The organism is Streptomyces sp. NPDC111744, assembly GCF_055634995.1.
Genome location: NZ_JBVKCG010000001.1, coordinates 445,279 through 458,332, shown reverse-complemented (window position 1 = coordinate 458,332; position 13,054 = coordinate 445,279). Strand labels below are relative to the sequence as shown.

Below are 13,054 nucleotides of genomic sequence, written 5' to 3'. Positions count from 1 at the left end.
CCCAGCCCCAGGAAGCGTCGGGTGGCGCCCCCGGGCAATAGCACCTTGAGGGGTGCGGGACAATGGAGTACGTGACTCGGATCGTGATCATCGGTGGCGGACCCGGCGGCTATGAAGCGGCGCTGGTGGGCGCGCAGCTCGGCGCGGAGGTGACCGTCGTCGACTGCGACGGTCTGGGCGGAGCGTCGGTGCTGACCGACTGCGTGCCGTCGAAGACCCTTATCGCTACGGCCGAGGTGATGACCAACTTCGACTCCTCGTACGAGGAGCTGGGAATCATCGTCGCCGACGACACCCCACCGCTGGAGCAGGCGGCACGGGTGGTCGGGGTCGATCTGGGGAAGGTCAACCGGCGTGTGAAGCGCCTCGCCCTCGCGCAGTCGCACGACATCACGGCCTCGGTGACGCGTGCCGGTGCGCGGGTCATGCGGGGTCGCGGGCGGCTTGAGGGCATGCAGGCCCTGGACGGGTCGCGCAAGGTCGTCGTCACCGCCGCCGACGGGAGTGCGGAGACCCTGACGGCCGACGCGGTGCTCATCGCCACCGGAGGCCATCCGCGCGAGCTGCCCGACGCCCAGCCCGACGGCGAGCGCATCCTGAACTGGACCCAGGTCTACGACCTCGACGAGCTGCCCGAGGAGCTCATCGTCGTCGGGTCGGGTGTGACCGGTGCCGAGTTCGCCGGTGCCTACCAGGCGCTGGGGTCCAAGGTGACCCTGGTGTCGTCCCGGGACCGCGTGCTGCCGGGCGAGGACCCGGACGCGGCCGCTGTCCTGGAGGACGTGTTCCGCCGCCGTGGCATGAACGTCATGGCCCGGTCGCGGGCCGCCGCCGCCAAGCGGGTCGGGGACCGGGTGGAGGTGACCCTCGCCGACGGGCGGGTCATCACCGGCACGCACTGCCTGATGGCCGTCGGCGCCATCCCGAACAGCGCGGGGCTGGGTCTGGAGGAGGCGGGCGTCAAGCTGCGCGACTCCGGGCACATCTGGACCGACAAGGTGTCGAGGACGACGGCTCCGGGCGTGTACGCCGCCGGTGACGTGACCGGGGTCTTCGCCCTCGCGTCGGTGGCCGCCATGCAGGGGCGTATCGCCATGTACCACTTCCTGGGCGACGCCGTGGCCCCGCTGAACCTGAAGACCGTGTCGTCCAACGTCTTCACCGACCCGGAGATCGCGACGGTGGGCTACACGCAGGCCGACGTCGACTCCGGAAAGATCGACGCGCGCGTGGTGAAGCTGCCGCTGCTGCGCAACCCGCGCGCGAAGATGCAGGGCATCCGCGACGGCTTCGTGAAGATGTTCTGCCGGCCGGGTACGGGGATAGTGGTCGGCGGTGTGGTGGTCGCGCCCCGCGCCTCGGAACTCATCCACCCCATCTCGATCGCCGTCGACAACAATCTGACGGTCGAACAGATCGCGAACGCGTTCACCGTGTACCCCTCCCTTTCGGGGTCGATCGCGGAGGTCGCGCGGCAGCTGCACACCCGGAAGACCGGCAGCGAAGTCTGACGGCCAAAACCGACTCCCCGCTGGTCACGGGGAGTTGTCGAGCATGCGTACGGCATAGTCGCGCGAGGTGGCTCCTATACCACTTGTGACCCTGCTGTGCGAACAACTTCTGCTATTCGGCGCAAACTGCTGAAACCAGACGGTCGTTGGGGTTACTGTCAGTTTCGTGTTCGCTGCAGAACGTCGCCAATTGATCCTCGAAATGGTGCGCGCGAACGGGGCCGTATCGCTCCGTGAGCTCGCCCGCGTCGTCCAGACCTCAGAAGTGACCGTACGGCGGGACGTGCGCGCACTGGAGGCAGAAGGACTCCTCGACCGCCGGCATGGCGGTGCGGTACTGCCGGGCGGGTTCACGCGGGAGTCCGGCTTTCCGCAGAAGTCACATCTCGCGACCGCCGAGAAGACGGCCATCGCCGATCTCGCCGCGGGTCTCGTCGAAGAAGGCGAGGCCATCGTGGTCGGGGCGGGTACCACCACCCAGGAACTCGCCCGCCGGCTGGCGCGGGTCCCCGGACTCACCGTCGTCACCAACTCGCTGCTGGTGGCGCAGGCCTTGGCCCATGCCAACCGGGTCGAGGTCGTGATGACCGGCGGGACCCTGCGCGGCTCCAACTACGCCCTCGTCGGCTCCGGCGCGGAGCAGTCCCTGCAGGGGCTGCGCGTGTCGAAGGCCTTTCTGTCGGGCAGTGGCCTGACGGCGGAGCGGGGGCTGTCCACGTCCAACATGCTGTCGGCGTCCGTCGACCGGGCGCTGGTGCAGGCCGCCGCGGAGGTCGTCGTCCTCGCCGACCACACCAAGCTCGGTACGGACACGATGTTTCAGACCGTGCCGACGGACCTCATCACCCGACTGGTCACGGACGAGCCGCCGCCTCATGACGACCGCGCGGCCACGGAGCTTCAGGCCCTCGCCGATCAGGGGGTGCAGATCGCTGTGGCCGGAGCGTCGGGAAACCCGGGGGGTGATCAGGTCCCGGCGCGGCAGCAACAGCATCAACAGCGTCGGGACGTATCCCTTCCGGGGCCGCGGCGGAGTCAGGTGCCGGGGTCGGGGTTGCGGTCGGCATCGATGCTGGGCGGCGAACAGCCGACGGGGGCCGAGCGGGGGCGGGTCGCCGATATGCGGCGGCGGTGAGGGGCGGAGTGCGTCGCCGGGGGTTCGGTTCGCGCGCGGGTGCGGGTCGCGTGCCTTGCCGGTCGCGCCCACGCGACGGTAACCGCATATCGCCCGGCCCCGTGCCCCTACGTCAGTCCTCTCAGCGTCAGTTGCAGCAACCTGTCCGCCAGAGCCGGGTCCTGCGGGGACTCCTCCGCCGCCAGGGCGATGGCGTGGGTCAGCTGAAGCAGGTCGGCGATATGAACGTCGGCCCGCACGGCGCCCGACTCCTGGGCGCGTAGCAGCAGTGCTCCGCCCGCCTCCCTGATCGGGGTGCCGCACCGGGCCAGGGCCGACGCGGGGTCGGTCGACGACACCGACATCAAGGCCCTCGACAGGCCCCGGTACTCGGCCGCATGGCCGACCACCTCGTGGAGCCATGTCAGCAGGGCCCTGCACGGCTCGGGGGCCGTCAGCAGCTCGCGGGCCCTGGCGAGGAGTTCGTTCACCGCGTCCTCGAAGACCGCGCTCATCAGCGCGTGCCGGTTCGGGAAGTGGCGGTACAGGGTGCCGATACCCACGCCCGCCCGCCGGGCCACGTCCTCGAGCGAGGCGTCGGTGCCGTACTCGGCGAACACGACACGGGCCTCGGCGAGCAGCCGGTCATGATTGCGGCGGGCGTCGGCGCGCATGGGCCGTTCCAGAAGTCTAGGGGTTTCGGCGGATCAGGTCGGCCGTGAGAAGCGGCGCGTCCTGGCCGGGCCGAGCGGGCTCTGGTGCAAGTGGCCGGCTGAGGCGGGAGCAGGGAGTCGACGCCGAGGGGGACACCCTCGGCCGAAGTCCGGGGGACGTCGGCGACCGACGGCAACGCCGCAGATTCACGCACCAGGGCCTGTGACGCCGAGATGATCCGCCGGACATCCCGTGGGTGCCCGGCGAACGGCTGGGTGCCGTTCGCCGGGCGGTGCGGTTCGGGGCGTCGTCAGTCCTTGATCTCGCAGATCACGGCGCCGGAGGTGAGGGAGGCACCGATCTCGGCGGCGAGGCCCTTGATGGTGCCGGCCTTGTGCGCGTTCAGCGGCTGCTCCATCTTCATGGCCTCCAGGACGACGATCAGGTCGCCCTCCTTGACCTCCTGGCCCTCCTCGACCGCGACCTTGACGATCGTGCCCTGCATCGGTGAGGCGAGGGTGTCACCGGAGGCGACCGGGCCGGACTTCTTGGCGGCCCGGCGCTTCGGCTTGGCGCCGGCGGCGAGGCCGGTGCGGGCCAGGGTCATGCCCAGGGACGCCGGCAGCGAGACCTCCAGGCGCTTGCCGCCGACCTCGACGACGACCGTCTCACGGCCGGCCTCCTCCTCCGCCTCGGCGTCGGCCGGGGCGGCGAAGGGCTTGATCTCGTTGACGAACTCGGTCTCGATCCAGCGGGTGTGGACCGTGAACGGGTCCTCGGAGCCGGTCAGCTCGGGCGCGAACGCCGGGTCCCTGACCACCGCCCGGTGGAACGGGATCGCCGTGGCCATGCCCTCGACCTGGAACTCGTCCAGGGCGCGGGCGGCCCGCTCCAGGGCCTCCTTGCGGGTCCGGCCGGTGACGACCAGCTTCGCCAGCAGGGAGTCCCAGGCCGGGCCGATGACCGAGCCGGCCTCCACGCCCGCGTCCAGGCGGACACCGGGGCCCGAGGGGGCGTCGAAGGTGGTGACCGAACCGGGGGCGGGCAGGAAGTTACGGCCCGGGTCCTCGCCGTTGATCCGGAACTCGAAGGAGTGACCGCGCAGCTGCGGGTCGTCGTAGCCGAGTTCCTCGCCGTCGGCGATCCGGAACATCTCGCGGACCAGGTCGATACCGGCGACCTCCTCGGTCACCGGGTGCTCGACCTGGAGGCGGGTGTTGACCTCCAGGAAGGAGATCGTGCCGTCCTGGCCGACCAGGAACTCACAGGTGCCGGCGCCCTCGTAGGCTGCCTCCTTGAGGATGGCCTTGGAGGCGCGGTACAGCTCGGCGACCTGCGCGTCGGACAGGAAGGGGGCCGGGGCCTCTTCGACGAGCTTCTGGTGGCGGCGCTGGAGCGAGCAGTCACGGGTCGACACGACGACCACGTTGCCGTGCTTGTCGGCGAGGCACTGCGTCTCCACGTGCCGCGGCCGGTCCAGGTAGCGCTCCACGAAGCACTCCCCGCGGCCGAAGGCGGCCACCGCCTCACGGACGGCGGAGTCGTACAGCTCCGGGACCTCCTCGAGGGTGCGGGCGACCTTCAGCCCGCGCCCGCCGCCCCCGAAGGCGGCCTTGATGGCGATCGGCAGGCCGTGTTCCTCGGCGAACGCCACGACCTCGTCGGCACCCGAGACCGGGTCCGGGGTGCCGGCGACCAGGGGGGCGCCGGCCCGCTGGGCGATGTGCCGGGCGGCCACCTTGTCGCCGAGGTCGCGGATGGCCTGCGGCGGCGGCCCGATCCAGGTCAGGCCCGCGTCCAGGACCGCCTGGGCGAACTCGGCGTTCTCGGACAGGAAGCCGTAGCCCGGGTGGACGGCGTCGGCCCCCGCCTCGCGTGCCGCGTTCAGGACCTTGTCGATGTCCAGGTAACTGGTGGCCGGGGTGTCACCGCCCAGGGCGAACGCCTCATCCGCGGCGCGGACATGCAGAGCGTCCCGGTCCGGGTCTGCGTAGACGGCCACGCTCGCGATCCCTGCGTCCCGGCAGGCCCGGGCCACGCGGACAGCGATTTCGCCACGGTTGGCGATGAGCACCTTGCGCACGATTGAGGCTCCCTCCTTGAAACAAGCCGAGTTTAGGGAAGGCCGACACGGCACTTCGACCCGTCCCCAATGGTGAGCTTGCCCACACGGAGCGTGATGCGAGGCTCGCCCTACCCGCGAAAGCCCTTGTCGCACCGTTGTACGCAGGACTCCTTCGGAAAACCCTAGCCCCGCGATGTGCTCAAGGTCTCTGTGAGAGCGTGCCGCGCCCCACAACGTTTCTTTGTTGAGTCCCTACGAATGGCCCAACGAATCTTTGCCGACGCCCGGCCTCTTGTCCCCGGGTTTACCCGTTAGTAGCGTTCGCGCTGTCTTGAACGTACTTCAAGTAACAGCGGCTCTCGTGGGGCCGTGACCGAAAGTGGGTGGGGGCCGGTGGTGCGCAGACCGGTGGCATGGGTCGTGGCGGTCGTACTCCTCGCCGAGGCGTTCGGCATCGCCGCGCTCAACTGGTTCATGGGAGTGGTGGTCGACCGTCAGGACATGTCCCTGGCCGGCCTCGACCCGCACAACATGTCGGTGAGCGCGAAGATCGGTGCCGTGGTCTTCGGCCTCTACTTCGCCCTGTGCGCCCTGGTGGCCCTGCTGGTGGCGATACGCGACCGTGCGCCCGCCGGCCTCGGCCGCATCCTGCTGATCAGCGTCGCGGTCGTACACGGCCTGCTGGGCGCCGTGGTGTGGGGCCTGATCGGCTGGACCGCGTTCCTGTTCATGGTGGTCGTCCTCGCGCTCGTCGTGCTGCTGCTGATGACGTACGACCGTACGGAGGAGCCCGGCACCGGAGCGGACGCCGACGGGGGTGCGGACGGGTCCGGTTCCGGTCCGGCGGACACCTCGCAGGCCGGTCCGGAACCGGACCCGAGGAAGGACAGCCCGGCCGCCGGGCCGGTCACTCCGCCGGCGCCCACAACTCCGTGATGCCGACGCCCAGCTCCGCGAGCAGCCGGCGGACCAGGGGCAGGCTGATGCCGATCACGTTGCCGTGGTCGCCGTCGATGCCGTCGATGAAGGGCGCGCTGCGGCCGTCGAGCGTGAACGCGCCGGCCACGTAGAGGGGTTCGCCCGAGGCGACGTACGCGGCGACCTCCGCGTCGGTGGGCTCGCCGAACCGGACGACGGTGGACGCGGTCGCCGACACATGCCGGTTGCTCGCCGTGTCCCAGACGCAGTGCCCCGTCTGCAGGGTGCCGGCCCGGCCGCGCATCGACTTCCAGCGGGCGGTCGCCTCCTCGGCGTCCGCCGGCTTGCCGAGCGCCTGGCCGTCGAGGTCCAGCACCGAGTCACAGCCGATCACGATCGCGCCCCGCACGTCGGGGCGGGCGGCTACGACGGAAGCCTTGGCCTCGGCGAGGGCGAGGGCCAGTTCGGCCGGGGTGGGAGCGGTGACGGCGTCCTCGTCGACGCCGCTGACGATCACCTCGGGGGCGAGGCCCGCCTGCCGCAGGAGGTTCAGCCGGGCGGGGGACTGGGAGGCGAGGACGAGTCTGCGCATGGCGTCAGAGTAGTGGCTGCGGCCTATCTGACGCCCAGCACGATCATCGCCAGCAGCATGGCCAGGGCCAGGAGGACGCCGAGCCGCCGGAGGGTGTTCTGCATGTCCTGCAGGTCCTTCGGCGGCTCGTCTTCCGGGTCCGACCACAGCATGGCACCAGCGTGCGGCTTGGGCCGACGCGGGCGCCTGAGTAGCCGTACTCAAATTGGAGCCCGGAATTTCGCTTCCGTGCGCCCGCAGGGCGGAGCCGCGAATGGATACGGCCTCGCGCCCCTGGGGTGTTGTTCTCAGCTCGGCCAGTAAGTGCGGGTCCATGCAGTCGGGCTCGGGTCGGGGACCCGGCGCCGGGCGATGCGGGACGGGTCGGACCAGGCGGCCCTCGGCCTCGGGGTGCCGGACGGCGCGGCCGCCATGGCAGCTGCCCTCGCCCTTACCACCGCCAGTGCGGCGGCCAGCTCCTCCGGGGTCGGGTTGCCCCGTACGACTCTGATCGTCACAGCGGCTCCTTACAGGGGGATGTTGCCGTGCTTCTTCGGGGGCAGGGACTCGCGCTTGGTGCGGAGCTGGCGCAGGCCCCGTACGACATGGCGGCGGGTGTCCGACGGCATGATCACCGCGTCGACGTAGCCGCGTTCGGCGGCCGTGTAGGGGTTGAGGAGGTGGTCCTCGTACTCCTGGATCAGGCGGGCGCGGACGGCCTCGATGTCCTCGCCGCCCGCCACCGCCTCGGCGATGGTGCGGCGGTGCAGGATGTTGACGGCACCCTGGGCGCCCATGACGGCGATCTGGGCCGTCGGCCACGCGAGGTTGAGATCGGCACCCAGGTGCTTGGAGCCCATGACGTCGTAGGCGCCGCCGAAGGCCTTGCGGGTGATGACGGTGATCAGGGGGACCGTCGCCTCCGCGTAGGCGTAGATCAGCTTGGCGCCGCGGCGGATGATGCCGTCGTGCTCCTGGTCGACGCCGGGGAGGAAGCCCGGGACGTCGACGAAGGTGATGACCGGGACGTTGAAGGCGTCGCAGGTGCGGACGAAGCGGGCCGCCTTCTCGCTCGCCTTGATGTCGAGGCAGCCGGCGAACTGCATCGGCTGGTTGGCGACGATGCCGACCGGGTGGCCCTCGACACGGCCGAAGCCGGTGACGATGTTCGGCGCGTACAGGGCCTGCGTCTCGAAGAACTCGCTGTCGTCGAGGACGTGTTCGATCACCGTGTGGATGTCGTACGGCTGGTTCGCGCTGTCCGGGACCAGGGTGTCCAGCTCGCGGTCCTCGTCCGTGACGGCCAGGTCGGCCTCCTCCGGGAAGACCGGGGCCTCGGAGAGGTTGTTGGACGGCAGGTACGACAGCAGCTGCTTGATGTACTCGATGGCGTCCTTCTCGTCGCCGGCCATGTGATGGGCCACGCCGGAGACCGAGTTGTGGGTGCGGGCGCCGCCCAGCTCCTCGAAGCCGACGTCCTCGCCGGTGACCGTCTTGATGACGTCCGGGCCGGTGATGAACATGTGGGACGTCTGGTCGACCATGACCGTGAAGTCGGTGATGGCCGGGGAGTACACGGCGCCGCCGGCGCAGGGCCCGACGACCAGGCTGATCTGCGGGATGACCCCTGACGCATGGGTGTTGCGGCGGAAGATCTCGCCGTACGCGCCGAGGGAGGCGACCCCCTCCTGGATCCGCGCGCCGCCGGAGTCGTTGATGCCGATGACCGGGCAGCCGGTCTTCAGGGCGAAGTCCATCACCTTGACGATCTTCTGGCCGTAGACCTCGCCGAGGGCGCCGCCGAAGACGGTGAAGTCCTGGGAGAAGACGGCGATCGGGCGGCCGTCCACCGTGCCGTATCCGGTGACGACACCGTCCCCGTAAGGCCGGTTCTTCTCCAGGCCGAAGCTGGTGGAACGGTGCTGGGCGAACTCGTCCAACTCCACGAAGGAGCCCTCGTCGAGGAGCAGCTCGATTCGCTCACGGGCCGTCAACTTGCCCTTCGCGTGCTGCTTTTCGACGGCGCGCTCCGAACCGGCGTGTGTCGCTTGCTGGACACGGCGCTGGAGATCCGCGAGCTTCCCCGCGGTCGTGTGAATGTCGATCTCTTCCGGCTCGGACATCGGGATGCGGCTCCCTGCCTGCTCAAAAGGGGGGACGGTTACTCATCCGTAGCGTAGTGGGGCACCTAGCAAACGGCAGTGCGGCGTACAACACACCTAGGGTGGCTTGCATGACGCCGCGAGATGCAGCAGACGAGAACAACAATCGCTGGTCCGACCTGGACCGTCCACCGCTCGGTGCCGCGGGACTGCGCAGGGCCCTGGTGCGGGAGGGCGGACTGTGGACCGGCGTGGAGGTCGTGCAGCGCATCGGCTCCACCAACAGCGAGCTGGTGTCGCGGGCAGTCGCGGGGGAGGCCGTGGAGGGCGCCGTGCTCGTCGCCGAGGAGCAGACGGCCGGGCGGGGCCGCCTGGACCGCCAGTGGACGGCGCCGGCCCGCTCGGGCCTCTTCTTCTCGGTGCTGCTGAAGCCGGCCGAGGTGCCGGTGGCCCGCTGGGGCTGGCTGCCCCTGCTGACCGGGGTGGCGGTGGCGACGGGGCTGGCACGGGTGGCCGGTGTCGATACGGCACTCAAATGGCCCAACGACCTGCTGGTCACCGTCGGTGACGAGGAGCGCAAGGCCGGGGGGATTCTGGCGGAGCGGGCCGGCGAGGACGGTGTCGTGGTCGGCGTCGGCATCAATGTCACGCTCGGTGCGAAGGAGCTGCCGGTGCCGCAGGCGGGGTCCCTGGCGCTGGCGGGGGCGGTGACCACGGACCGGGATCCGCTGCTGCGGGCGGTGCTGCGCTCGCTGGAGGACTGGTACGGGCGCTGGCGCGCGGCGGAGGGCGATCCGGCGCGCAGCGGGCTCCAGGAGACGTATGCGGCGGGGTGCGCGACGTTGGGGCGGACGGTGCGGGCCGAGCTGCCGGGGGACCGGTCACTGGTGGGCGAGGCGGTGGCCGTGGACGGGGACGGACGGCTGGTGATCGCCACGGAGGCGGGGGTGCAGGAGCCGGTGGGGGCGGGGGACATCGTGCACCTGAGGGCGGCGTGAGGGCGGCGGCCGGGGAGCGGTGCGGGGGTGTGGGGGCTGGGGGCGGTCGGGTTCACGTGCCGGCGCTTGCACGGTGCCGCCTGCGCCCACCCTCCCCCACTCTCGGCTTGCCTCGAGCGGGGGGACCCCCATCGCCCCAGCGGCACGACTGCCCGCAGGCTCGGTCGGCTGACAAGGCGCCCGCACCGCAGCGCCCCGACAGGGGCGCGGGGAACTGTGCGATCAGCCCCCAGGGGCCGCAGCCGGGACTCAAGGTCCCGCAGGGGGCGCCGGCCGCGACCGCGGCCCCTCTCACCACCCCGTAACCCCTGATGCCGGCCCACCTCACGAAGTGAGCTACCGCACAGCTGCCGTAGAGTTGAGGCCGGTCGGTATATGCGACCGCGGCAGATCGGAAGGGCAGCAGGCGTGACCGTCGACGACACGGGCTCCGGCGAGGGCGCGGACGCCGCCGACTCCGGCGAGGACCCTCTCGCGCTGCGCCTCGAAGGCCTGATCCTCGGTGCCGAGCGCCGCTACACCCCGTTCCAGGCGGCTCGCAGCGCCGGTGTCTCGATGGAACTGGCTTCGAGGTTCTGGCGGGCCATGGGCTTCGCGGACATCGGGCAGGCCAAGGCGCTCACCGAGGCCGACGTGCTGGCCCTGCGCCGGCTCGCCGGTCTCGTCGAGGCGGGCCTGCTCAGCGAGGCCATGGCCGTGCAGGTGGCCCGGTCGACCGGGCAGACCACCGCCCGTCTGGCCGAGTGGCAGATGGATTCCTTCCTGGAGGGCCTGACCGAGCCCCCCGAGCCGGGCATGACCCGCACCGAGGTCACGTACCCGATCGTCGAGCTGCTCCTGCCCGAGCTGGAGGAGTTCCTGGTCTACGTCTGGCGCCGCCAGCTCGCCGCCTCGGCCGGCCGGGTCGTGCAGTCGGCCGACGACGAGGAGATGGTCGACCGGCGGCTGGCCGTCGGCTTCGCCGACCTCGTGGGATTCACGCGGCTGACCCGGCGGATGGAGGAGGAGGAGCTCGGCGAGCTGGTCGAGGCCTTCGAGACCACCGCCGCCGACCTGGTGGCTGCCCGCGGCGGCCGGCTCATCAAGACCCTCGGCGACGAGGTCCTGTACGCCGCCGACGACGCCGGCACGGCCGCCGACATCGCCCTGCGCCTCGTCGAGACCATGGCGCACGACGAGACGATGCCGGAGCTGCGCGTCGGCATGGCCTTCGGCACCGTGACCACCCGAATGGGCGATGTCTTCGGAACGACCGTGAACCTGGCCTCCCGGCTGACCTCCATAGCCCCCCGGGACGCCGTGCTCGTCGACTCGGCGTTCGCGGAGGAACTGATCCGCTCCGGCGAGGCGCCCGCCTCGGAGGCGGAGGCCGCTGAAGCCGCGGCCACCGCCGAGAAGGAGGGCGAGGAACCCCCGACGTACCGCTTCGCGCTCCAGCCGATGTGGCAGCGCCCGGTGCGCGGCCTGGGTGTCGTGGAGCCCTGGCTGCTCACCCGGCGCGACGGGGAGTCGACCTAGCCGCGGCCGGACTGGAGCAGCGGGTTCACGCACAGGCCGACGATCGGCAGGCAGACACCGTTGCCCGGCTGATGCGTGTTGGGCGAAGGGGTCGGGGTCGGAGCGGGTGGCGTGGCCGGTGCGCTGGCCGCCGGCGACGTGCCGACCGGCCGTGCCGGGCTCGTCGGGATGGTGGTCGGGACCGTGACCCCGCCGGGCAGCGCGGTGGGCGAGACCGACGCCGATGTGGACGGTGTGGCGGTCCGCGTGGCCGTCGGTGTGGGGCTCGCGCCGCCCATGACGGTGGCCTGCGAGGAGGTGGCCGTGGGGACCGAACCGACGGTGACGGCCGCGTTCGCCGACCGGTCGTTCGCGTCGGAGGTCGGGTCCAGCCGGGGCTCCGCTTCCGCCGTGCCGGGCGTGCCGACACCGCCCTCAGGCGCCATCCGTACGAGGCTCAGCACCCCGGCGGCCAGCGCGAGCCCTCCGGCGGCGAACAGCACCTTGCGGGGCCGGGGCTTGCGATGCCGCCCCCGCCGACTGACTGACGGCGTTCCTGTCATGACGCTCCCTCCCCGCTGCGCGCCCCCGATGCGCCGTGGCGAGCGCACGTTATGCGCTGTCGTGGGGCGTGCGCCGGGAGTCTCCCGGGATGTCACCCGAACGGGGGCGTCCGGAGCCGGTCGGTGCCCCTTTCCCCGGGCCGGGCCCGGCTGCGATGATCGGGTCCAGGCTGTTAACCCGCGTTAACCGGAGGGCATGTCATGAGCGAGGAGCGGTACGGGGAGTTCGTGCTGGTGCGGCGGCACGGTCACGTGACGGAACTCGTCCTGGACCGGCCGAAGGCGATGAACGCGGTGTCGGCGGACATGGCCCGCTCGGTCGTGGCCGCGTGCGCCGCGCTGAGCGCCGACCGGGACGCCCGGGTGGTGGTGCTGACCTCGTCGCACGAGCGGGCGTTCTGCGTCGGCGCCGACCTCAAGGAGCGCAACTCCATGACCGACGCGGAGCTGGTCCGGTCGCGGCCGCTGTCGCGCGGGGCGTACACCGGCGTCCTGGAGCTGCCGATGCCGACGATCGCCGCCGTGCACGGCTACGCGCTCGGCGGGGGCTTCGAGCTGGCGCTGTCCTGCGATGTGATCGTGGCCGACGGCACGGCCGTGGTGGGCCTGCCCGAGGTGTCGGTGGGTGTGATTCCGGGAGGCGGCGGTACGCAGCTGCTGCCCCGCCGGGTCGGGGCGGCCCGCGCGGCCGAGCTGATCTTCTCGGCGCGGCGGGTGGAGGCGGCGGAGGCGGCCGAGCTGGGGCTGGTCGATGTGCTGGTGGAGGTGGGCCAGGACCGGGCGGAGGCGCTGGCGCTGGCGGAGCGGATGGCGGCGAACTCGCCGGTGGGGCTGCGGGCGGCGAAGCGGGCGCTGCGGCTCGGGCACGGGCTGGACCTGAGGACGGGCCTGGAGGTGGAGGACGCGGCATGGCGGTCGGTGGCGTTCTCGGGGGACCGAGCCGAGGGGGTCGCCGCCTTCAACGAGAAGCGGAAGCCGGAGTGGCCCGGGGAGTAGAGGCGGCCGCGGAGGCGGGGCTGGAGACGAGGGCCCCGCAACACCTGTTCGCCGCACCAATGTCC

At 71.5% G+C, this 13,054-nt stretch carries 13 protein-coding genes; 6 read left to right on the top strand and 7 right to left on the bottom strand.

Annotated elements, in window-relative coordinates; genetic code table 11:
* Positions 1-62: 62 nt before the first annotated feature.
* Entirely contained in the window at positions 63-1,511 is a 1,449-nt protein-coding gene (locus ACZ7OO_RS02135) for an NAD(P)H-quinone dehydrogenase (protein WP_471500581.1), read from the top strand.
* Positions 1,512-1,677: 166 nt separating this feature from the next.
* Positions 1,678-2,646: a DeoR/GlpR family DNA-binding transcription regulator gene (locus ACZ7OO_RS02130; protein ID WP_471500579.1), complete on the top strand. Its 969-nt coding sequence runs from the start codon at positions 1,678-1,680 to the stop codon at positions 2,644-2,646.
* A 107-nt stretch (positions 2,647-2,753) separates the two neighbouring features.
* On the opposite strand, the gene ACZ7OO_RS02125 is transcribed toward ACZ7OO_RS02130, so the two are convergent.
* Entirely contained in the window at positions 2,754-3,299 is a 546-nt protein-coding gene (locus ACZ7OO_RS02125; protein WP_471500577.1) for a TetR/AcrR family transcriptional regulator, read from the bottom strand.
* A 290-nt stretch (positions 3,300-3,589) separates the two neighbouring features.
* Complete coding sequence (locus ACZ7OO_RS02120; protein ID WP_471500575.1) at positions 3,590-5,362, bottom strand: acetyl/propionyl/methylcrotonyl-CoA carboxylase subunit alpha; 1,773 nt, start codon at positions 5,360-5,362, stop codon at positions 3,590-3,592.
* Positions 5,363-5,737: 375 nt separating this feature from the next.
* Between ACZ7OO_RS02120 and ACZ7OO_RS02115 the strand changes: the two genes are divergently transcribed.
* Positions 5,738-6,280, top strand: a complete 543-nt coding sequence (locus ACZ7OO_RS02115) for a hypothetical protein (RefSeq protein ID WP_471501233.1) — start codon at positions 5,738-5,740, stop codon at positions 6,278-6,280.
* Here ACZ7OO_RS02115 and ACZ7OO_RS02110 read toward each other — a convergent pair.
* The 4 genes from ACZ7OO_RS02110 to ACZ7OO_RS02095 all read right to left on the bottom strand — a co-directional run bounded on the left by ACZ7OO_RS02110 (position 6,252) and on the right by ACZ7OO_RS02095 (position 8,956).
* Positions 6,252-6,854, bottom strand: a complete 603-nt coding sequence (locus ACZ7OO_RS02110) for a Maf family protein (RefSeq protein ID WP_352219596.1) — start codon at positions 6,852-6,854, stop codon at positions 6,252-6,254. The two genes, ACZ7OO_RS02115 and ACZ7OO_RS02110, sit on opposite strands and share 29 nt — an antisense overlap.
* A gap of 23 nt (positions 6,855-6,877) precedes the next feature.
* On the bottom strand, positions 6,878-7,006 hold the full coding sequence (mmpB, locus tag ACZ7OO_RS02105; protein WP_352219597.1) for a morphogenic membrane protein MmpB: 129 nt from the start codon (positions 7,004-7,006) through the stop codon (positions 6,878-6,880).
* A gap of 135 nt (positions 7,007-7,141) precedes the next feature.
* On the bottom strand, positions 7,142-7,351 hold the full coding sequence (locus ACZ7OO_RS02100) for an acyl-CoA carboxylase epsilon subunit (RefSeq protein ID WP_471500573.1): 210 nt from the start codon (positions 7,349-7,351) through the stop codon (positions 7,142-7,144).
* A gap of 9 nt (positions 7,352-7,360) precedes the next feature.
* The gene (locus ACZ7OO_RS02095; RefSeq protein ID WP_471500571.1) at positions 7,361-8,956 is read right to left on the bottom strand and encodes an acyl-CoA carboxylase subunit beta; all 1,596 of its coding nucleotides are present in this window, start codon (positions 8,954-8,956) and stop codon (positions 7,361-7,363) included.
* Between the two features lie 110 nt (positions 8,957-9,066).
* On the opposite strand from ACZ7OO_RS02095, the gene ACZ7OO_RS02090 reads away from it, so the two are divergent.
* Positions 9,067-9,933, top strand: coding sequence for a biotin--[acetyl-CoA-carboxylase] ligase (locus ACZ7OO_RS02090; protein ID WP_471500569.1), 867 nt, complete (start codon positions 9,067-9,069; stop codon positions 9,931-9,933).
* Positions 9,934-10,341: 408 nt separating this feature from the next.
* Positions 10,342-11,451 (top strand): adenylate/guanylate cyclase domain-containing protein, encoded by a 1,110-nt coding sequence (locus ACZ7OO_RS02085; RefSeq protein ID WP_352219601.1) that lies wholly within the window; start codon positions 10,342-10,344, stop codon positions 11,449-11,451.
* Here the strand turns inward: ACZ7OO_RS02085 and ACZ7OO_RS02080 are convergent.
* Positions 11,448-11,993 (bottom strand): hypothetical protein, encoded by a 546-nt coding sequence (locus ACZ7OO_RS02080; protein WP_471500567.1) that lies wholly within the window; start codon positions 11,991-11,993, stop codon positions 11,448-11,450. The two genes, ACZ7OO_RS02085 and ACZ7OO_RS02080, sit on opposite strands and share 4 nt — an antisense overlap.
* A 201-nt stretch (positions 11,994-12,194) precedes the next feature.
* On the opposite strand from ACZ7OO_RS02080, the gene ACZ7OO_RS02075 reads away from it, so the two are divergent.
* Positions 12,195-12,989, top strand: a complete 795-nt coding sequence (locus ACZ7OO_RS02075) for an enoyl-CoA hydratase/isomerase family protein (protein ID WP_471500565.1) — start codon at positions 12,195-12,197, stop codon at positions 12,987-12,989.
* The last annotated feature ends 65 nt before the right edge of the window (positions 12,990-13,054 follow it).

Excerpts from the sequence above, each read along its gene's own strand:
- ACZ7OO_RS02135 (WP_471500581.1), top strand. The coding sequence starts at position 63 with ATGGAGTACGTGACTCGGATCGTGATCATCGGTGGCGGACCCGGCGGC.
- ACZ7OO_RS02125 (WP_471500577.1), bottom strand. The coding sequence starts at position 3,299 with ATGCGCGCCGACGCCCGCCGCAATCATGACCGGCTGCTCGCCGAGGCC.
- ACZ7OO_RS02110 (WP_352219596.1), bottom strand. The coding sequence starts at position 6,854 with ATGCGCAGACTCGTCCTCGCCTCCCAGTCCCCCGCCCGGCTGAACCTC.
- mmpB (WP_352219597.1), bottom strand. The coding sequence starts at position 7,006 with ATGCTGTGGTCGGACCCGGAAGACGAGCCGCCGAAGGACCTGCAGGAC.
- ACZ7OO_RS02095 (WP_471500571.1), bottom strand. The coding sequence starts at position 8,956 with ATGTCCGAGCCGGAAGAGATCGACATTCACACGACCGCGGGGAAGCTC.
- ACZ7OO_RS02090 (WP_471500569.1), top strand. The coding sequence starts at position 9,067 with ATGACGCCGCGAGATGCAGCAGACGAGAACAACAATCGCTGGTCCGAC.
- ACZ7OO_RS02080 (WP_471500567.1), bottom strand. The coding sequence starts at position 11,993 with ATGACAGGAACGCCGTCAGTCAGTCGGCGGGGGCGGCATCGCAAGCCC.
- ACZ7OO_RS02075 (WP_471500565.1), top strand. The coding sequence starts at position 12,195 with ATGAGCGAGGAGCGGTACGGGGAGTTCGTGCTGGTGCGGCGGCACGGT.